Origin of the sequence: Dongshaea marina, assembly GCF_003072645.1 — a bacterium.
GTDB classification, from domain to species: domain Bacteria; phylum Pseudomonadota; class Gammaproteobacteria; order Enterobacterales; family Aeromonadaceae; genus Dongshaea; species Dongshaea marina.
This window is the reverse complement of the sequence record NZ_CP028897.1, coordinates 1,315,443-1,334,700: the sequence shown is the minus strand read 5'-3', so window position 1 is coordinate 1,334,700 and position 19,258 is coordinate 1,315,443. Positions and strand designations below refer to the sequence as shown.

The 19,258-nt window shown below is 53.7% G+C and carries 13 protein-coding genes and 3 pseudogenes; 9 read left to right on the top strand and 7 right to left on the bottom strand.

Annotated features, from left to right (window positions below):
• The first annotated feature begins 247 nt into the window (after nt 1-247).
• Nucleotides 248-1,794: pseudogene (gene istA / locus DB847_RS06610) on the top strand (IS21 family transposase).
• Nucleotides 1,795-1,803: 9 nt separating this feature from the next.
• Nucleotides 1,804-2,559 (top strand): IS21-like element helper ATPase IstB, encoded by a 756-nt coding sequence (gene istB / locus DB847_RS06605; RefSeq protein WP_108649424.1) that lies wholly within the window; start codon nt 1,804-1,806, stop codon nt 2,557-2,559.
• Nucleotides 2,560-2,602: 43 nt separating this feature from the next.
• On the opposite strand, the gene DB847_RS06600 is transcribed toward istB, so the two are convergent.
• From DB847_RS06600 to DB847_RS06580, 3 genes are all read right to left on the bottom strand, one after another.
• Nucleotides 2,603-2,950: a GFA family protein gene (locus DB847_RS06600; RefSeq protein ID WP_108649969.1), complete on the bottom strand. Its 348-nt coding sequence runs from the start codon at nt 2,948-2,950 to the stop codon at nt 2,603-2,605.
• A 1,154-nt stretch (nt 2,951-4,104) separates the two neighbouring features.
• Nucleotides 4,105-5,688, bottom strand: coding sequence for a PTS transporter subunit EIIC (locus DB847_RS06585; RefSeq protein ID WP_108649966.1), 1,584 nt, complete (start codon nt 5,686-5,688; stop codon nt 4,105-4,107).
• Between the two features lie 1,244 nt (nt 5,689-6,932).
• Nucleotides 6,933-7,337: a hypothetical protein gene (locus DB847_RS06580; protein WP_108649965.1), complete on the bottom strand. Its 405-nt coding sequence runs from the start codon at nt 7,335-7,337 to the stop codon at nt 6,933-6,935.
• A gap of 205 nt (nt 7,338-7,542) precedes the next feature.
• On the opposite strand from DB847_RS06580, the gene DB847_RS06575 reads away from it, so the two are divergent.
• Complete coding sequence (locus tag DB847_RS06575) at nt 7,543-8,055, top strand: hypothetical protein (RefSeq protein ID WP_108649964.1); 513 nt, start codon at nt 7,543-7,545, stop codon at nt 8,053-8,055.
• Between the two features lie 241 nt (nt 8,056-8,296).
• The gene (locus DB847_RS06570; RefSeq protein ID WP_108649963.1) at nt 8,297-9,133 is read left to right on the top strand and encodes a substrate-binding periplasmic protein; all 837 of its coding nucleotides are present in this window, start codon (nt 8,297-8,299) and stop codon (nt 9,131-9,133) included.
• A gap of 4 nt (nt 9,134-9,137) precedes the next feature.
• On the opposite strand, the gene DB847_RS06565 is transcribed toward DB847_RS06570, so the two are convergent.
• The 4 genes and pseudogenes from DB847_RS06565 to DB847_RS06550 all read right to left on the bottom strand — a co-directional run.
• Nucleotides 9,138-9,674 (bottom strand): GrpB family protein, encoded by a 537-nt coding sequence (locus DB847_RS06565; RefSeq protein WP_108649962.1) that lies wholly within the window; start codon nt 9,672-9,674, stop codon nt 9,138-9,140.
• 74 nt (nt 9,675-9,748) lie between these two features.
• A complete protein-coding gene (zipA, locus tag DB847_RS06560; RefSeq protein WP_108649961.1) occupies nt 9,749-10,654 on the bottom strand; it encodes a cell division protein ZipA in 906 nt (301 codons plus the stop codon).
• Nucleotides 10,655-10,672: 18 nt separating this feature from the next.
• A complete protein-coding gene (locus DB847_RS25455; protein WP_234418528.1) occupies nt 10,673-11,212 on the bottom strand; it encodes a hypothetical protein in 540 nt (179 codons plus the stop codon).
• 308 nt (nt 11,213-11,520) lie between these two features.
• Nucleotides 11,521-14,106 (bottom strand): annotated as a pseudogene (locus DB847_RS06550) (AAA family ATPase); the annotation flags it as partial.
• A gap of 101 nt (nt 14,107-14,207) precedes the next feature.
• Between DB847_RS06550 and cysZ the strand changes: the two are divergent.
• The 5 genes and pseudogenes from cysZ (at nt 14,208) to DB847_RS06525 (ending at nt 19,168) form a co-directional block, all read left to right on the top strand.
• Nucleotides 14,208-14,981 carry a sulfate transporter CysZ gene (gene cysZ / locus DB847_RS06545; protein WP_108649958.1) on the top strand — a complete coding sequence of 258 codons (774 nt, stop codon included), beginning with the start codon at nt 14,208-14,210 and terminating at the stop codon, nt 14,979-14,981.
• 216 nt (nt 14,982-15,197) lie between these two features.
• Nucleotides 15,198-16,130, top strand: coding sequence for a UTP--glucose-1-phosphate uridylyltransferase GalU (galU, locus tag DB847_RS06540; RefSeq protein ID WP_108649957.1), 933 nt, complete (start codon nt 15,198-15,200; stop codon nt 16,128-16,130).
• Nucleotides 16,131-16,203: 73 nt separating this feature from the next.
• Nucleotides 16,204-16,887, top strand: a complete 684-nt coding sequence (locus DB847_RS06535; RefSeq protein WP_108652921.1) for a DnaT-like ssDNA-binding domain-containing protein — start codon at nt 16,204-16,206, stop codon at nt 16,885-16,887.
• Nucleotides 16,871-17,658 (top strand): annotated as a pseudogene (locus DB847_RS06530) (ATP-binding protein). Before DB847_RS06535 ends, DB847_RS06530 begins: the two are co-directional and overlap by 17 nt.
• A 55-nt stretch (nt 17,659-17,713) precedes the next feature.
• Nucleotides 17,714-19,168 carry an NAD-dependent succinate-semialdehyde dehydrogenase gene (locus DB847_RS06525; RefSeq protein WP_108649956.1) on the top strand — a complete coding sequence of 485 codons (1,455 nt, stop codon included), beginning with the start codon at nt 17,714-17,716 and terminating at the stop codon, nt 19,166-19,168.
• The last annotated feature ends 90 nt before the right edge of the window (nt 19,169-19,258 follow it).

The window sequence follows — 19,258 nt, the reverse complement described above, 5'->3', positions numbered from 1 at the left end:
CAAAAAGAAGGCCTGCGTTTTTTGGTCCATCGCGATCACCCAATAAGATCGATAGCGATCACTGAATAATATCGATCGCGATCGCTCAATAATATCGATGGCGATCACTTTTGAGTTTTATATTATTGGGTGATCGGCATGAATATTATGCAGTCCCGACCGAAATGTTATTCATTTCAACTCCCGTTTCGCAGGTGTTTTTTTAACCGGCTATGCTCTCTGTTTGACCTCGAGCGGAGAGCCAGCCATGCCAACGGTGCATATCACCATGCGAAAACTCAAAGAGATCCTCAGACTCAAGTACCAAGGCGGCCTGAGTCACCGCCAGATCGCAAGCAGCCTGTCTGTGTCTCCGTCGACTGTGTCCAATTACTGCAAAAGGGCCCAACAGATGGGGCTATGCCAATGGCCTCTGCCTGCTGAGTGGGATGAAGAGCGGCTGCGCCGTGAGTTCCTTGAGACCCGGATCACGGTTCGTCAGACACCTCCTCTGCCGGATTGGGCCGTGGCCCATCAGGAGCTCAGACGCAAAGGGATGACGCTACAACTCCTGTGGGAGGAGTATGCTGAGCGACATCCCAAGAACCACTACAGCTATAACCATTACTGCATGCGTTATCGTGAGTGGCGTAAATGCCAGTCTCCCTCAATGCGTCAGAGCCATAAAGCCGGTGAAAAACTGTTTGTTGATTACTGCGGTCCAACCGTGCCCATCGTGGATCCGAGGACTGGGGAGGAGCGTCGGGCTCAGATCTTTGTCGCTGTGATGGGTGCATCCAGCTACACCTACGCCGATGCAACCTTGAGTCAGGGGCTGGAAGACTGGGTGATGAGCCATAAACGGGCCTTCGAATTTCTGGGGGGAGTACCAGAGATGATCGTTCCGGATAATCTCAAAAGCGGAGTCAGTAGAGCGTGTCGCTACGAGCCAGATCTCAATCCTACCTATCAGCAGCTGGCTGCACACTATGGTGTTGCAGTGCTTCCTGCCCGTCCTTACAAGCCCAAAGATAAAGCCAAGGCTGAGGTGGGCGTGCAGATCGTTGAGCGCTGGATCCTGGCAAAACTGCGCCATGAGACCTTCTTCAGTCTGGCTCAGCTAAACCAGCGGATCGGGGCTCTGCTCACCGAGTTGAACAATCGCCCGTTCAAGAAGCTGCCGGGAAGCCGTAAATCACAGTTTGAATTGCTAGACAAACCGGTGCTCAAATCGCTGCCTCAAAACCCCTATCAGTTCACCCGGGTGAAGGCGGTTCGGGTTCATATCGACTATCACATCGAGCTCGACAAGCACTACTACTCGGTTCCCTATACCCTGCTCAAACGCAAGCTTGAAGCGCATATCTGCGACAACCTGGTACGGATCTATCATGGTGGTCGCTGTGTCGCGACACATCCACGCAGCTATCAGCAGGGAGGGCAAACCACCCACCCCGATCATATGCCGGTCGCACACCAAAAGCAGATGCAATGGACCCCGGGACGCTTTCTGAACTGGGCTCAGGAGATAGGCCCCTCCACGCTTGCGGTGATCAAACAGCTGCTCTACCGAAAGTCCCACCCGGAGCTTGGATATCGGGCCAGCCTTGGGATCCTCAACCTGGAAAAGCGATATGGACGCCCCCGCTTAGAAGCGGCCTGCCAGCGAGCAGACCGAACGGGCGTTTACTATCAGAAAGGGATCCGCTCCATCCTGGAAAAGGGCTGGATGGCCAGCCACTGCCCGAAACTCAGCCGGATCGTCTGGCGGAGCTCACTCACCTCAATATCCGTGGCTCAGGCTACTATCACTAAGGATCAAAGATGACAGAACAACTCAAACAGCAACTTCGGGAGCTGAAACTAAGTGGTATCCGGGATGCCCTGGAAAGGCAACATCAGCAACCCGGGCACTACCAGGAACTCGGGTTCGAAGAGCGACTCAGCCTGCTGCTGGAGCAGGAGCTGACGGATCGGTCTCAGCGGCGGATCGAGCGCCTTATCAAGCAGGCCCGATTCCGGCTGCAGGCAAATCTGGAGCAACTGGATTATCGAAGTGATCGCGGCTTGCATAGAGCCCAGATCCGCTCACTGGCAGAGGGATACTGGCTTAGCCTGGGGCAGACTCTGATCCTGACCGGGGCGACCGGGTGCGGGAAAACCTATCTGGCCTGCGCCCTGGGCCATCACTTCTGTCTGCAGGGACTCGGGGTTCGCTACTTCCGGTTTAAAGAGCTGCTGGAGCAACTGCAGCTGGCTCAGGCTGATGGCAGCTATCGAAAGCTGATGGTTCAGTTGAGAAACACGCCGCTTCTGATCCTCGATGACTGGGGACTGGAGTCGCTGAATGCGCTTCAGCGTAGCGATCTACTGGAGTTAATCGATGCTCGCCATGGTCACGGAGCCACACTGATCGGCAGCCAGCTTCCGCTGGAGCACTGGCACACAATGATCGGTGAATCAACCCATGCGGATGCGATCCTGGATCGTCTGGTTCATGGAGCGATCCGTGTAGAATTATGCGGAGAATCGATGAGAAAAATCACCGCAGAGTTGACGGATGCCGATCACTCAGGGTAAAAAATAACCCAGTCTGTGAGACGGGATGTTGAGGTGATCGACATCATATTATTCGGTGATCGCCATCGCGATAATACGCAAGGCCATCCTTCTCCTGGAAAAATCCCGCCGGGATCATATATTCATTGCTCTGTTTAATTCGATAAAAGAGATGTGTCCCACACGCCTTACAGAACCCCCGCTCTGCCCAAGCGGATGAGTCATAGATAGAAAGATGCTCTTCGCCATCAATTGTCACCTCACTACCACACTCAATGGCTAATGCTGGCCCACCGCTCCATTTGCGGCACATATCACAGTGGCAAGCAGTGACCTTATCACTAATATCATTGGCCGTAATTGTTACAGAGCCACACAGGCACGACGCCTTGCCAAACCTCTTATCAGCCATCTTTTCCTCCATGTTTGCCCTTAACTCCGCAAGCCTATTCCCTGATTCATCCACTCTCAGATCACACAGGCACAGGTAAAAATCTGCTCACCTACGACGCTCTTTTAGCTTCTCGTAGCAGCCTTCACAAATCGCCGTCACCTGTGCAAAGCTTTCAGGCACATCCTTCCAACCACCTTATTCAATGGCAACCGCTTCACACTTGGCGCACCAGGCACTCTTAAAGGGCCACTCGAGATCTGGTGCTTCATCGGACTCATAAAAGCTGAGATTTTCTTCATGCAAAAGATGCTGACAAATGAAAGCTGGTCTACGTAGCCCATGACGAGCACACTCCATTTTAGAGTCTTTATTTAACTCACTCATATCCACCTATGGCACATACAGCCTTAGTCGTTAGAGGTTCTATTGTTTCGAGCCGGATCGCTTTAAGGCTTCTCGCCTTTCGCAGCATTCGCACAATCAATACAGCAGATGTCGAGCTACTGGAATTACACTGTGACTCTCAACACAGGTTTGATGGGCACCGTCGATTTGCGCCGAGCATTTCAAAAAAGAGCAAAAGGTGAGTCGCAGGGAACTGCCGCCATCCTTGGCTCACGTTCCATTGACACAATCCCTGTGCGGCAGAAGCGACGAAAAGACAACCAGTGCATGGACGCACTGTTTGCCTGTACTTTTGCGATTTTGAAATGCGAGGATTAAGCAAATCGTGGGGTGTCCTTGGGAGTCCAGAGGGGATTGGACAAGCAATCCCTTCTGGCCGCTGCCGGTCGGCACCGGCGTCTGTGTGCCGCAGGCACAAACCCAGCCTGTCAGGGCATCAGCTTGCAAAGCTGAAATCCAGCCCGCAGGGCAATCAAAAACCCGCATGCTACCGCCCCGAAGTTACGGCTCCCCTGCGCCTCAAACAGCAGCTTTGAACCGATAGTCTAACAAACCGCACACCGACATTCCCCGGCAAGAGGGTTCGAATGAAGATAACTATGAGCTGAGTCAAAGGAGAGTTCAGGGAAAAGAGAAGTTGTTGAATCTTTATAAGGTATGGCCGGGAGTCAGAAATGAAAAATCGCCCTCAGAGGCTCCGCAAGGAGTTCGTTGGGCGATTTGGCGGGGACTATCAGTCCCCGGAAAATCAACAGATAACGCGATTGTTATGCCGTAGTTTCAACTTTTGCTGCTACTGCGCCACCGATCTCAGCGTTCTTCTCTTTAGCCAGCTCAGCCTGAACCCGGGCTTTTGCTGCAGCCTTCTCTTCAGGAGTACGATAATCCATGAAGGCAATCAGGAAGAAAGGTACGCAGAAGGCAACCAGGATCGCAACCCCGTACACCCACATTGGGTTGAACACAGGGATGGTCAGCAGTGAGGTGAAGGCAAACGCCTTGGTTTTAACACCGCCGTAGGCCGCGCCCAGGATAGCAATCACAACACCACCAGCGAAACAGCCAGGCAGCATGCGTGAGTAAACCTTCTTGAAGCGCAGGTGGATACCGTACAGTGATGGCTCAGAGATACCACCGAACAGACCCGCAGCCAGAGCGCCCAGAGAGATCTGACGCATGGAGGAATCACGCTCACGCCAGGAGAGGAACAGTACGCCGGCAGTTGCACCGAAACATGCGAAGTTCCACACACCCATTGGACCCTGGATGAAGTCGTAGCCAAGAGACTGGATGTTCATCAGCATCAGGGCGTTGAGTGGCCAGTGTAGTCCCAGTGGAACCAGGAATGGATACAGCAGAGGGATCAGAATCGCGAATAGGAAAGGCGCATGATTGTTCATCCACGCCAGGCCAATACCCAGGTTAGTACCCGCCCAAACACCCAGAGGACCAATCAGGAACGCTGTCAGCGGAACCATGATGACCAGGGAGAAGAAAGGAACAAACACCATGTGAACGTTCTGTGGGAAGATACGCTGCAGGCCACGATACACCAGCGCAAGAACAGCAACCATGATCAGCGGTACAAACACTTGGCCTGAGTAGTCATTGAGCTGCATCGGCAGACCGAAGATGTGCGCCATGTAAGAGGTAGTACCCAGCACCTGATCCTTAGTCGCAACCGTAGAAGCCATAGTCATCAGCTTCTGGAAGTCTGGAGTCATCAGGGCGCCCATGATGGCAGCACCAACCCATGGGTCGATCTTAAGCTTCTTCGAAGCATTATAGGCGATCATGATCGGCAGGAAGTAGAACACAGTGTGCCACATGGAGTCGACAAACACCCAGCCCGCAGACTTGTCACCACGGAAATCAACGATGTGCAGGGCATCCAGCATCGCACACAAGGCAATGATCAGCGATGCACCAAGCAGAACCCCCAGAATCGGGCGGAAGGAGTCAGACAGGTACTCGAAGAAGCCATCAACCCATGCAACCTTGCCACGCGGGCCGGAGGAGCGAATGGATGCCTTGATGTCATCATTAGACTGAGCAGAGCTCTCGGCCGAATCATCTTCGCCTGTGGTTCCCTGCATAGATGGCAGTGCTTTAATCTGGTTGTATACAGTCATCACTGCACCACCGATGATGACCTGGTAACGATCACCGGCTTGCGGAACACACCCCATGACCTCAGGAATCGCATCCAGCTTGGCCTTATCAGGTAATGAACCATCCTTCAGTTCAAAACGTAGGCGCGTAGCACAGCACGTCATGAACTTGATATTGCTTGGACCACCCAAGCCATCAATGATGGCCTCAGCAGCAGACACATTACTTTTTTGCACCATTGCAACATACTCCATTTAGGTTTGCGATTTAAGTAATCTGGGGTAATCCCCGGCCCAGCAGAAAGACTCACGCAGGTTCATTTCCTATCCCGCGGTATAACAAGCTGGTGATTAATGATCCCTGTGAAAATATCAGGGGATCTCACTGTATTAGTATTCGAACGACTCAACGATATGAGCGTTAAGGGTTTCGCTGCAAAGCTGGGGCTAAAAGCCGGAACTATCGATAGCTCCCTATCAAAACCAGGAGCATCTGCTCTGGTAGGCTAGCCAGGTTTTAAACAACGCACCATGGGGGTAATCCCCCTAAAAACAACAGCAGCCAAAAGTAGAATTTTCTCGTTACCTCAACCCAGGAGATTTTGCATGAAAAAATTACTATTACACCGCGTTATCGAAAACATGCTCAACTTCTATCCAAAATTTATTGAAGATAAAGTAAGCGGGGGTGAATATAGCTTGAGGTTGTAAACACTGACTAGTGATTTGATCAACTTTGAGACAAATATTAGGAGTGGATCACAAAACAGAAAACATGAGCAAAATCAATAGCTTAATTATAATTACGCCCAGCCTTGAACATTTTAACCCAATCCGCAGACTTTGTTAGTTTCAAAGTGTTTCAAACCCTATCTTTAGAGTAACTTTTAATGTTTGATGAAGCTTTTGGTTACAAAAACCATAACCGCAGTTAACCTGGGTTAAACAGTTATTTAAGGCCTGAATGAATCACAACGAGATGCTATTCCCACATCTTCTCATCATCAATAGTGATGGCAGGAACTACATATTGTACTCATATTAGTCCTCTCACGATAACAGCCCCTGAAACTCATATGACAAAAATAGTCCCTCCACTTTTTCGCCAAAACAGGCAGATTCCCTCAGTCTTCCGAAAGCCATCCCTTTTAGCCCAATCAGAGAGGAGCTAAAGACCCGTGAACAAGCCCTGAGTCGTACAATATAGAGTTGTTGTTTCATTTCGTGGCTGCCGCTCTCAGGCTTCCTGCCTTTCACGGCATTCGCACACTCCGTACTGTCAATATCAAACCGGGGAAGTTTGTCTGGGATGATAAACCCAAGGCGCGAAGTGATTTTTTGATTACTCTTGGTGATACAAGCGTAATGTGCCGTCGGCAGCTAACATCCTCCTGATTATCGCTGCCTCCGTACTTACTTGTATATCGCACCCAGGTAGTAATGCAGCAGAGCGGCAAACCAGCCATCAGCAGGATAAATCATATTCAAGTCGATGCGCGAAGTTGTTGAGTCTGCTGCAGGCACCAGGCAAAGGCCTTGTCCCAGTCATCAAAAAACTCGGTGATAAGTCCGGGAGTGATCTCAAAGCGCCGCTTGATAAGCTGTTTTTGAATCGACAAGGGGCAGATCACCGCCTCAAAACTATGGTGTCGATGCGAGAGCCACACCGCAAGCTCCTCGATCGGCTGCCACATATCCGGAGGCCCCAGTTGCCACTGCCCAAAATCCAGCAAGCTTCCCCAGGGTTGCTCAATAAGCTCACGGCAGAACTCCCGGTAGTCTGCACAAAAATGCTGCGCCATCTCCAGATTCCAGGCACCGATCGGATTGATCAGCAGGATCTCCTGGCGGATCTCCAGGGTAAATGTGCCATGCTCTTTTAAAGTCACTCCGTTAACTCCAGTACGTTTCCCATACATAAGTTTAGCCATTGAGCCCTGGAACTGTCGGCAGCTTATGCCATCCCTGGCGACCTCTGTACTCCAGCATCCATGCTCATCGCACTTCTCTGATCCGCAATGCTACTCAGATTGAAAGCCCGCCGCAGCGAACTATGCTCAAGCAAAGAGCATTTTTTCAGCCCAAGGTATCGCTATGAGATGGATCCTATTGTTGACCGTGCTATTCACCACCACAGCCGCTACCTCACCAAAATCACCATTTATCAGCGACATCAAGCAGCAGATGGAGGCAGATTACCTGGCTTTGGATCAAAAGGTCGCAAGCTGCCTGGAGCAAAAAGCGCAAAACTCGCTCACATCAATCCTGGATCCCTGGTTTAACCAGCTAAGTAAACTTCAGATGACCGCTGTGGTTTTGGTCATGGATCAACTCGCGATGAACGCCTGTTTTCACCAGCAAGAGCTGGACTATACCAGTAGCATGCTCAATTACACGGCCGCCAGCGATGACAGAAGTTACCTCGATGAGTGGCTCACTTTCAAAAAGTCCCTGATGACAAACAAAATTGCCCGGGGGGCTCAGGGGATCTCACTGCAAAAAATCAAGCTTCTCGCGCAAAGCCAGAGTCTTTCCACGCCCTTTAACCCGGATCCACTGCTGCTTGCTATCAAGCGAGGCGAGTATTCACCCTCAACCGCGGACTAATACCAATCCCAATAGTTAGGTGATCAGGATGTGACTGCACTGATTTGGATAATCTGTGAGTGATTTAGCCCGTTGTCAGCATGGATTCTGGCATCGAGCATACATGGATGTACTTGCTGCGTGGCTCAAATGACTCATGGATTATCAGCAAGCCGATCACATTTCTTTCATGAATGGTATAAAAACAGCTTTTGATGGGTGGCTTATACTCTTTTATATCAATACGATATGAGATTGTTTCATGCTCCGAATATTAAGTTTGATTGGGATTAGTATTGGACTCCTTGCACTCTTACCCGGAGCATTCGCCGACGATAAACTGATCCGGGTCTGCGACGATGCGGCCGAGTGGCCTCCCTACGCCTTCTATGAGCCGGTCAAAGAGGGAACCACCAATCGCCTGATCAGCGGTGCCTCGGTAACGGCGCTCAAGGATATTCTTGAACAGGCAGGCTACCGGATGCAGATCCGTCTGCTCCCCTGGAAACGCTGCATGAAAGAGGTCGAGTTGTTTGGCACCAGTGGTCAATTTGAGATGCTGGCAAACGGTAGTGCCAACCCACATCGGCATAACGTCTTTGTTGCTACCGAGGCATTTTATACGACCCGCCCTGGCTACTTCTATGATGGCGAACGCTATCCCCAGGGGATCCAGATCAGCAGTATCGAGGATCTCAATCGCTACACCATCTGTGGCGTCGCAGGCTATAACTACGCTCATTTCTACCAGGCAGGCTTGAAAAAACGCCTGGATACCGGAGCTCACACCACCCACCAGGCCCTGCTCAAGATGATGTCACGTCGTTGTGAGCTGGTGCTTTCGCAGATTGAGCCCGTTGTCGGCTCCGAATCCCTGGGACGTTTTAAGCTACCCAAGGCCATTAAATACCGGGCACTGCCGGTTCCCCAGCATAACTTTCACATGTGGGTCTCCCGCCAGTCACCCCGGGCGCAAAAACTGGTAGAGATCATCAATCAGGGGCTAAAGAGGCTGCGCCAGGAATGCAAATATGAAGGCTACTATACCCGCTACCTTCCAAAAGGCTCAGGTCTGGAGCCCGTCAAGCAGTGTAAATAGTCGTTCAGCCAAACGAGCCCCTGGCCCTCTTCCAGGCGATCGCCAGCTTCTCATGCTGCTGAATGAAGTCATGCTTATGGTCGCAATAGCGCTCGATGTCGTTCTCACATAGTGCTGCACCCTCGAGTTTCAGCGCCTGATACTGCTCTCTTACCTCGGAAAACCGGGCCAGATAATCGCGAAACGCCAGGTGTCGCTCAATATTAGGATCATTGCGCACAAAAGCGTGCAGGTGATGGGTTCTGTTGGGATCACCCTTTTGAAAAAAGCGTCGCCCGGTGATCCCAAACTCCCCCCTGGAGTGATAACCAAGGCTTTCGAGCCTGGGCGTATCTGCATCGAGCTTTTCAAGGCTGGCTACTTCGAGCAGCATATCAATGACAGGTTTTGCCGATAATCCTGCAACCGATGTGCTGCCAATATGATGGACAGCAAGCAGATTGTCACTCCCAAGCACCTGTCTGAGCTGCTGACGCTCTTCCCTAAAAACCCTTGACCAGCCCTCGTCAAACGCAACTACTTCTATCACTCTGTCTGACATGGCACCTCCTGCATCAGGGAACTGACAAAAAAGAGGCACGCAGAGCGTGCCTCTTTGTCACAATTTAAAATCGATTAACCGACTTTCTGGCTGTCATAGGCTCGCAAACCATCAAGATTCTCATCGAGCTGCTCCTCACTCAGGGGTTGACGCTGTGCATCCATCAACACCCCGCCAAGCTCACCGGCTAAGCGATCGGCAGCAGAGCTCATCAACTTATACACCCTTTCCCCATAGCCCTGCCTGGGAAGCTGCATAAAAAGAGAGATCCCGGGAGTCGAGAACTGCTCCATCTTCTCCGGCCGAAAAGTTCCTGGGTTGACCATATTGGCCAGGCTAAACAGAACCTGTCCCTTACCCGCACTATCTTCGTGGCGATGAAAGATCTCCATCTCACCATATTTAAAACCGAGCCGGGTCAGAGATGGCAGGAGCTTCGCCCCCTCAAGCTCTCGGTTATCCAGGGCCATCACATTGATCACATAGATATCCTGCCAGCTTTTCACCGAAGGTGCTGGCTCCTCCCCACTGGGTCGGGTCTCCACTTGGGCTTGCGTTACAGCCTCAGGTTCGGCCTGACTCTCCTCTTCATCCGCCACCTGGAGTGCAGGCTCCGTGGCCACAACCGGCTCAGAGAGTTTAGTCTCAACCTCCATGGCAGGAGGCGTAACCTCTTTCGCTAACTCCCCCTGGGGAGCTGTAACAGGCCCTAGCTGTGGCTCTTTACGTAAACCAGGCTCAGCCTCTGGCTGGTCGCGCCCGACGACCCGCACCTCGCCGATACCATCGGCATCAAATTGAGGCTCCGAGTCCAGTGCGGGCTCTGAGCCAGATTCCGGGCGTGTTTCGGGCATCTTGCGCAAGGGCTTCTCTTTGAGTGGACGGTATTTTCCTTTTTTACTTTTCCACAAACCATGCGCCATGATAGCCACGATCACCACAATTCCAACGATAATTAAAACGATTCGCAAATCCTGCATCACTGCATCTCTTACCGGTTAAGATTCAATCAGGGAAACCGCTTCCCTGATATCCACTGAGACCACCCGAGAAACTCCTGGTTCCTGCATCGTGACTCCTGTGAGCTGATCAGCCATCTCCATCGAGACTTTATTGTGACTGATACAGATAAACTGTACTGCTTCCGACATCTCTTTGACAAGTGTGCAGAAGCGCCCGACATTGACTTCATCCAGCGGTGCGTCCACCTCATCGAGCATACAAAATGGTGCCGGGTTGAGGCGAAAGATAGCAAACACCAGCGCCAGGGCGGTCAAAGCCTTCTCTCCTCCCGAAAGCAAGGCGATACTGGAGTTCTTCTTGCCTGGAGGCTGAGCCATGATCTGCACCCCCGACTGCAGCAGATCGTCAGAAGTGAGTTCGAGCCAGGCTTTTCCTCCACCAAAGACCTTGGGGAAAAGCCCCTGCAGATCGGCATTGACCGCCTCATAGGTTTCCCTGAAGCGTGCCCGGGTTTCCCGATCGATGCGACGAATCGCGCCCTCAAGAGTCTCCAGCGCCTGCTGCAGATCCTGCATCTGCTGCTCCATATAGTTCCAGCGCTCGCGCTCTGTCTCATACTCCTCCAGGGCACTGAGGTTAACCGCCCCAGCAACTCAAGCTGGGTGGCTATCTGTTTAAGCTCTTTTTGCAGCCCTCCGATTGAGCGCTTCTCCAGAGCCTGTCTCGCCTCATCATCTAACTCAAATTGCTGCTCCCTGAGCTGCTGCTCCAGAAGCTCCAGCTGGGTCAGGAGCTTCTGGGCCTGCAGCTGCTTGTCAATGAGTTGTTGTTGCCCCTGATTTAGCTCCTTTTGCACTCTCTTTTGCTGCTCACTCAGGGTACTGACCTTCTCATCCAGCCCCTTCACCTCAGTGGCGAGTTTCTGTTGCTCCTGCTCCTGTTCAAGCTGCAGGTCAAATAGCTCTTTGAGACGTACCTCACTCACCAGAGGTTCGCTGCTCTCAGCTCGCTGGCTCAAAGCCTCCATACTGGCGATGAGTTCAGCCCTGTCCTGAGAGTATCTCTCCTGCAGGCTATTGAGGCGCTGCTCTGCTCCCCTGGCCTCGGATAGAGCAAGCTGTTGCTGCTCGCGTTGCTGCTGCAACTCACTGACCTGCTTAAGCTGCTGCTGATGATCGCTGCGAGCCAGATTCAGCTTAGCTTCTGCCTGTTCAAGAGCCTGCTGAGCCTTAAGCCTCTCATCATCAAACTGCTCACCCTTTTGCGCACTTTCAGCCAGCTGCTGCCGCTCATTTTGGGTCTCCAGGGCCAATTGATCAAGCTCATGGGTGAGCGCTTCCAGACGATCCTGAGTATGCTGACGACGTCCCTGGATCTCTCGCCAGCTTAACTCAGCCTCACGGACCTCGCCCTGAATGCGGCCAAGCTCGCTCTCCAGAGTCTGGTGCTCCTCCTCACTGAGTCTTAACGCCTGATAACCATCCTCAAGTTGTTTGCGCTGCTGTGTCTGCTGCTCAGCATTTTCCGCAAGGTTTGCTTCAAGCTCTCTGAGCTCTTCAAACCATAACAGAGCCGAATCCCCGGAGTCCGGCTCACTGAGATCGGCCCAGTTCTGACCAAACCAGTGGCCTTCAGCGGTGATCACCGACTCCCCCGCCCCGAGAAGCCCAAGCTTATGCTGCGCCTCGTCACGAGAATCGACGCAATAGATCTGGTTCAGGAAACCCGGAATCACTTCAGCCGATAGTTTCTGCGCCAGACTCCCCTCTCGAGGGGGCTGAGTATCTGCGAGCAGATAGCGCCCTGGATGCTCGGCTACCGAGTCGACACAGGCCGCCGATAACCACTGGCCCATCACCTTCTGTAGGGCCGGTAACCACTCAGGCTCCATATTCAGGGAGTCACTCAGGGAGCTCGCCGTGATCCCCTGCCGGGCAAGCTCTTCGAATAGCTCACTCTTAGGCCCCTCAACCAACGGTGCCAGCGCCTCTTTCCGGGAGCGCAGGGCTACCTCCCGAGATTGCAGCTCACTGAGCTTTTGTTCATCCGAGGCGATCTGTGGCTGACCTGCCATCAGTTGCTGATGGGCCGCCTCAAGCTTCCCCTGCTGCTGAGAAAGCCGCTGCTTTGCCAGCAACAGGGGCTCCTCGGTCTGCCTGGCATCCTCAGTAAGCTGCTTCTTTAGCCTTGACTGCTCCTCTTTGAGTTGGGGCTGTCGCTGCAGGGACTTATCCAGCAGAGCCTGCAAAGCCTGGGTTTGCTGCTGCCACTGCTGACGCTGATGATGCAGCTGTTGCAGAGCGCTTTCACTGCGGTAGAAGCTCTCCCGGGCCTGCTGCAACTGCTGCTCCTTGGCCTGAGCGCCGGACTTTGAACACTCCAGGGCTTGATTTTGCTGCTCAAGGTCGCTTTCGAGCTGCTGACTCAACCGCTGCTGAACAGCAAGTTGCTCTGCCTGCTGAGCCAGCTCCTGCTCTAGCTCCCGCTGGCGCTGGCTCAGGCGTTGCTGCTGCTCCTCGCGCTCTTTGGCCATCGCTTGCTGATGCTTGCGCTGTTGCTCGAGCCGGGTGAGCTCCTGTCCGGTCAGGTAAAACTGCTGCTGCAGATAGCTCTGCTGCTCTGCAAGCTCACCACGCCGGGCCAGGAGCTGCTGTTTGTCACGCTCAAACCGGGTCAGGCCTGCCTGCTGCTGCTCCTGAGCCAGGCTAAGTTTATCCACCTCAGATTTTGCCCTGGATGCCTTCACCTCTGCCTGGCAATACTCAAGCCCCAGCAGCTCTCCCTGCAAGGTGCGCTGCCTAGACTTGAGATCCCGGTACTGCTGTGCCGCTTCGGCCTGCTGCCGCAGTTTTTGCAACCGCTCCCCCAGTTGCAGGCGAAGATCTCCCAGCCGCTCCAGATTCTCCCGGGTATGGCTAATTCGTGATTCGGTCTCTTTACGCCGCTCCTTGTAGCGAGAGATCCCGGCCGCCTCTTCGAGAAACACCCTGAGCTCCTCGGGACGCGATTCAATCAGCCTTGAGATCATCCCCTGCTCAATGATGGAGTAGCTGCGTGGGCCCAGGCCGGTGCCACTGAATAGATCCACCACATCCCGTCGCCGACAACGGGTCTGGTTGATAAAATACTGATTCTTGCCATCCCGATTCACCTCGCGGCGCACCGCGATCTCCTGGTACTTGGCAAAGGCTCCCTGGATCCGTCCCAGGCTGTTATCAAATACCAGCTCCACCACCGCCTTGGAGTTGGGGGCGCGCCGGGTCGAGCCATTAAAAATCACATCTGTCATCGCTCCCCCGCGCAGCTGGCGAGCCGTACTCTCCCCCAACACCCAGCGTACCGCGTCAATCACATTGGATTTACCACAGCCATTGGGGCCGACAATGGCGGTGACCGCTGCCGGAAAGGGGATTTTAGTCGGCTCGACAAAGGATTTGAATCCAGCCAGTTTGATCAGTTTCAGACGCATTAAGCTTCGGGGTTCACAATAAATAAAGGCCGCGACTTTACCAGATGCGCAGCAAGTTTGTAATATCTGCCTTCAGCCCTAGGTTAAGGATAAAACAACCCATGCGTCAATCTACCTCTATGGTCAATGATTCAGTCAGCGGAGCTGAGTACCTGCTGCGCGGTTTTTCTCTGGTGCGAAAGCCCGGGATCCGCCGCTTTGTGCTGATCCCACTGCTGGTCAACCTGCTGCTGTTTATCGGTGCCTTTTACTGGCTGTTCCTCCAGTTTGAGGGACTGCTGCAATGGATTGACAGCTTCCTTCCCAGCTGGCTCACCTGGCTCAATTACCTGCTGATCCCGCTGGCGGTGATCACTATCCTGGTGGTGTTCTCTTTTATCTTCAGTGCGGTCGCCAACTGGATTGCCGCCCCCTTCAACGGCCTGCTGGCCGAACGGGTCGAACTGATGCTCACCGGCCAGCCGACCCCGGATGCATCGATCGCCGAATTGATAGCCGAAGTGCCCCGCACCCTCAAGCGGGAATGGAAGAAGCTCCTCTACTATCTGCCGCGCCTGCTGGGCTGCCTGATCCTCTCCTTCATCCCACTGCTGGGACAGACCCTGGGACCGGTGGTGTGGTTTGTGTTTAACGCCTGGATGATGGCGATCCAGTACTGTGACTACCCCTTTGATAATCACAAGGTGGACTTCCCGGATATGCGCGAGGCCCTGGCCCGCCGTAAAGGTAAATGCCTGAGCTTCGGGGCCCTGACCATGCTGCTCTCGGCAATCCCTGTTCTAAATCTCTTTATCATGCCGGTCGCCGTCTGTGGTGCCACCGCCATGTGGGTCGAACAGTATCGCAATAGCCTTGTACCAATCGAGGCTAAATAATCAAAAATTTGTGCTGGCCGCTCTCTTGGTTATCATCTGTTCAGAGTTTGAACACCACGGCCAAAGTAGTAAGACCTGGCTCAAATCACTCGAGGTTGAACCAGATGGGTAAGTCTGAGTCTTACCCATCACAACCCCGGATAAACGGCAGGGTCTAATGCTGATTTATCACCACAATTGGGCTACCATGGCGCCGTCCAAAAGAAGGAATCGCAGATGAAACAACAGTTAATGGGTGTGCGCAAAGCAGTTCTGCCCGTTGCCGGCCTGGGAACCCGCATGCTTCCCGCCACCAAGGCGATCCCCAAGGAGATGCTGCCGATCGTTGACAAGCCTCTGATCCAGTACGTGGTGAACGAGGCGATCGCCGCTGGCATCAAGGAGATCGTTCTGGTCACTCACTCCAGTAAAAACTCCATCGAAAATCACTTCGATAAGAGCTTTGAGCTGGAAACCACCCTGGAGCGCCGGGTCAAGCGTCAGCTCCTCGACGAAGTGCGCTCCATCTGCCCCAAGGATGTAACCATCATGCATGTGCGCCAGGGGGAAGCCAAAGGACTTGGCCACGCCATTCTGTGTGCCCGCCCCCTGGTGGGAGATAACCCCTTCGCTGTTTTGCTGCCGGATGTACTGATTGATGACGCCTCCTGCGATCTTGAGCAGGATAACCTGGCCCAGATGATCCAAACGTTTAACCAAGACAGCAGCTCACAGATCATGGTAGAGCCGGTGCCCGAAGACGAGGTGGAAAAATATGGTATTGCCGATATCAATGGCAGTGTGATCACCGCCGGAGAATCCGCCCCAATCCGCACCATTGTTGAGAAACCTAAACGCGAAGAGGCCCCCTCCAACCTGGCGGTGGTGGGTCGCTATGTGCTCTCAGCCAATATCTGGCCACTGCTGGCAAAAACTCCCCCGGGGGCCGGCGATGAGATCCAGCTCACCGACGCCATCGCAGCCCTGCTGGAGCAGGAGCGGGTCTGTGCCTACTACATGAAGGGCAAGAGTCACGACTGCGGCTCCAAGCTTGGCTATCTCAAGGCCAACACCGAATACGCCCTACGGCATAATGAGATTGCGGACGAGTACCGGGACTACCTACTGCACCTGTGCCGCGAACTGACCACACAGAGCACGGCCGACTAAAGCTTGCGGGTGCCTTGCATCTTGGATGATGGCACCCGATAATACCCTCTCTTTATCCCTGACGCTCCGGCCTATGACCCCAGCAGAATACCAAGCCCTCGATGATCCAACTCTGCCACATGCGGCGCGCACCCTCTATTGCATGCAGCTGCGTCGCCATGCCGATGGCTCTGGCCGGGTCGGCCCCATCCTCTATCCGGAAATCGGTAAGGCGCTGGCGGTTCGTGAGAAAAACTCCCAGGAATTTAGCTTTCAGATCAATGCCTCCCAGCTCACCGAGCTATTTGAGCAGCTGATGAGCAGCGGGCTATTGATCCTGGCCGGAGAGTCCCCCGTCGAGCACTACCATGGGGCGAGCTTTGAGCTTCCCCTGCTGCGCCAAAGCCCACAGTCACCCGTGCCCCAGCAGCAGTTTGCCATCCACCTGGAGTGGCGTCCCGATAGTGGCTTCGCAACCCTGGCTAAACTCTGTGGTCTGAGCGATCCAAACTTTGCTGAGGAGGAACTGGGTGAATTTATCGCATTCTGGCTGGGAAGACCCGACGTCTTCAAGAATCAGCATCAGTGGATGATTCAGTTTATTCGCTCTTTGAAAAATAATCGCTATGTTCGAAGATCGCCCACGGCACCACAGCCTGGTTATCAAAAGAGTCTCAAGCCATCGCCCCCTAAGCCCGCCAAAGATAATACCCGGGCCAAAGAGATGATCGCGGCAGCCCAACAATTTAATCCAAGAGCTGATGATGAAGAAAGCTAACCCCCATCAATCAAACCTACCTGAGCATGAGGCAACCGATATGCCGGTCAATAAGCTGCTCAACCGGATCCAGCGCCTGCAGCAGCAGACAGGCGGCCGGATGGCTGATTATGAAGAGCTTCGCCAGCAATATGAGCAGCAGGCAAACCAGGATGTGAAACGCCTGCAACATGAAGCCTGCCAGCACCGCACTCAATCACTGCTCAATCAGGCGGATATCAATACCCACTGGCGCTTCGATGCCATTGATATGACTGATCCAAGCATGCTTGAGCCCCTGCAGATCGCCTACGCCTTTATCAACGGGTTTGAGCTGTGGGAGAAGCAGGGGGGCGCTGTGTCCTGATCCATGGGGATTACGGAACCGGAAAATCAACCCTGGCCGGTGCGATCGCCCATGAACTGATTGAAAACCATCAACGTTCGGTGATCTTTCAGCAGTGGGAGTCGATCATTAACCGCTTGTTCTTCGGGCTCATCGAAGACCCAACAGAGCGCAATCGCTATCGTAAAGCCCTGGAGCAGGTGGATCTGCTGATCCTCGATGAGATCGCTGCCAACCGCTCCCGCCTCAATGAAAGTCAGGCAAACTTTCTTGGGCACCTGCTGCGCCGTCGCAACAACCTGGGCAAGAGCGTTATACTGATCACCAATCATCACCCGGACTCTCTGCATCAGGCCGTCGGGGATTTTTGCTACGAAGCGATCAAGGGCTTTACCCCGGTATGCATCCCGATGCACGGCTGCAGTCGCCGCCCGGATATCGGTTAACCTCAACACTTGAATCCTGCTAGGATGGTATTTTGCCCCCCAGCAGGAGATCAAGATGGATTCACAACTCAGCCCCGGCGCCCGGCAACTAATCTGCCGCTCCCACTACATTGATGGCCGCTGGCTCGACTCCCCTGACACCCTGACAATCTATAACCCGGCCACAGGTGCCCCTCTTGCCTCAATCGCTGCCGCCGGCGCCAGAGAAGCGGAACTTGCGATCACCGCCGCCCACCGTTCCCTGAGTGCCTGGCAAAGAATGACCATGTATCAACGTGGCACCCGATTAAGGGACTGGGCAGAAGAGATCAAGAGCCACCGCGAGGCTCTGGCTGAATTAATGGTGTTCGAACAGGGGAAACCTCTTAACGAGGCTCTGGGAGAAGTGGACTATGGCCTCTCCTATCTTGAGTGGTTTATTGAAGAGGGCAAACGCAGCTATGGACGGCTCATCCCCTCAGCAGATCCCCATCAGCAGCTACAGGTAATATCTCAGGGAATCGGCGTCTGCGCCGCGATCACTCCCTGGAACTTTCCGATGGCGATGATCGTCCGCAAGGCTGCCCCCGCCCTGATAGCGGGCTGCTCCCTGGTGGTAAAACCCTCCGAAGAGACCCCCCTGACGGCGCTAGCCCTTGCCAGGCTCGCCGAGCAAGCCAAGCTTCCTGCCGGGCTCCTCAATATCCTGTGTGGCGATCCCGTCAGCATAGGGGAGACCCTGACCACAGACCCCAGGGTCCGAAAGCTGAGCTTCACCGGTTCTACCCGGGTGGGAAAACTACTGGCGGCCCAGAGTGCTCCCAGCCTCAAGCGGCTCTCACTCGAACTCGGAGGCAATGCCCCCTTCATCGTATTTGAAGATGCGGATCTCAGTGCCGCGCTCCAGGGATTGATGGTCAGCAAGTTTCGAAATTCAGGTCAGACCTGCGTCTGTGCCAACCGTATCTACCTGCAGCGCTCCATCGCCTCTGAATTTATTAAACAACTCGAAGAAAAGCTTGGCTCTCTCACCCCCGGCTTTGGGATGAAGACTGAATCGAATCAGGGTCCACTGATTAACCAGGCCGCCATCGATAAGGTAGAGCAACTCATTGAGGATGCATTGACAAAAGGCGCTCGTTGCCTGACCGGCGGCCACAGGCTCGAGGGTTCCGGAAACTTCTTTGAACCTACGGTGCTACTCGATATCGATGAAAGCATGGATATCTGTCATCAGGAGATCTTCGGCCCTGTAGTGGCCATTCAGCAGTTTGATGATGAGGCTGAGGTCATCCGGCGAGCCAATGATACCCCCTATGGGCTTGCCAGCTACTGTTTTACCCAGAACCTGGCACGCGCCAAGCGCCTCTCGCTGCAACTTGAGTCCGGGATTGTCAGCATCAATTCGGGACTATTCTCTGCGGCTCAGGCCCCCTTTGGCGGACTCAAGGAGTCTGGTTATGGCAAGGAGGGAGGCACCGAGGGGCTCAATGACTACCTAGATCACAAGTACATCGCCCTGCATGACTGATAAAAAAAAGCCCATTCCTGACTCGCAGGATGGGCTGCTCCAAAGGTGCTACGGAATTGCGACTAACCGTCGCTTTTAGGGGGTTGCCAT

Excerpts from the sequence above, each read along its gene's own strand:
- DB847_RS06565 (WP_108649962.1), bottom strand. The coding sequence starts at position 9,674 with ATGTCAGACAGAGTGATAGAAGTAGTTGCGTTTGACGAGGGCTGGTCA.
- DB847_RS25455 (WP_234418528.1), bottom strand. The coding sequence starts at position 11,212 with ATGCAGGATCTGCAGCAGGCGCTGGAGACTCTTGAGGGCGCGATTCGT.
- DB847_RS06600 (WP_108649969.1), bottom strand. The coding sequence starts at position 2,950 with ATGGCTGATAAGAGGTTTGGCAAGGCGTCGTGCCTGTGTGGCTCTGTA.
- cysZ (WP_108649958.1), top strand. The coding sequence starts at position 14,208 with ATGCGTCAATCTACCTCTATGGTCAATGATTCAGTCAGCGGAGCTGAG.
- DB847_RS06525 (WP_108649956.1), top strand. The coding sequence starts at position 17,714 with ATGGATTCACAACTCAGCCCCGGCGCCCGGCAACTAATCTGCCGCTCC.
- DB847_RS06585 (WP_108649966.1), bottom strand. The coding sequence starts at position 5,688 with ATGGTGCAAAAAAGTAATGTGTCTGCTGCTGAGGCCATCATTGATGGC.
- galU (WP_108649957.1), top strand. The coding sequence starts at position 15,198 with ATGAAACAACAGTTAATGGGTGTGCGCAAAGCAGTTCTGCCCGTTGCC.
- zipA (WP_108649961.1), bottom strand. The coding sequence starts at position 10,654 with ATGCAGGATTTGCGAATCGTTTTAATTATCGTTGGAATTGTGGTGATC.
- istB (WP_108649424.1), top strand. The coding sequence starts at position 1,804 with ATGACAGAACAACTCAAACAGCAACTTCGGGAGCTGAAACTAAGTGGT.
- DB847_RS06535 (WP_108652921.1), top strand. The coding sequence starts at position 16,204 with ATGACCCCAGCAGAATACCAAGCCCTCGATGATCCAACTCTGCCACAT.
- DB847_RS06570 (WP_108649963.1), top strand. The coding sequence starts at position 8,297 with ATGCTCCGAATATTAAGTTTGATTGGGATTAGTATTGGACTCCTTGCA.
- DB847_RS06575 (WP_108649964.1), top strand. The coding sequence starts at position 7,543 with ATGAGATGGATCCTATTGTTGACCGTGCTATTCACCACCACAGCCGCT.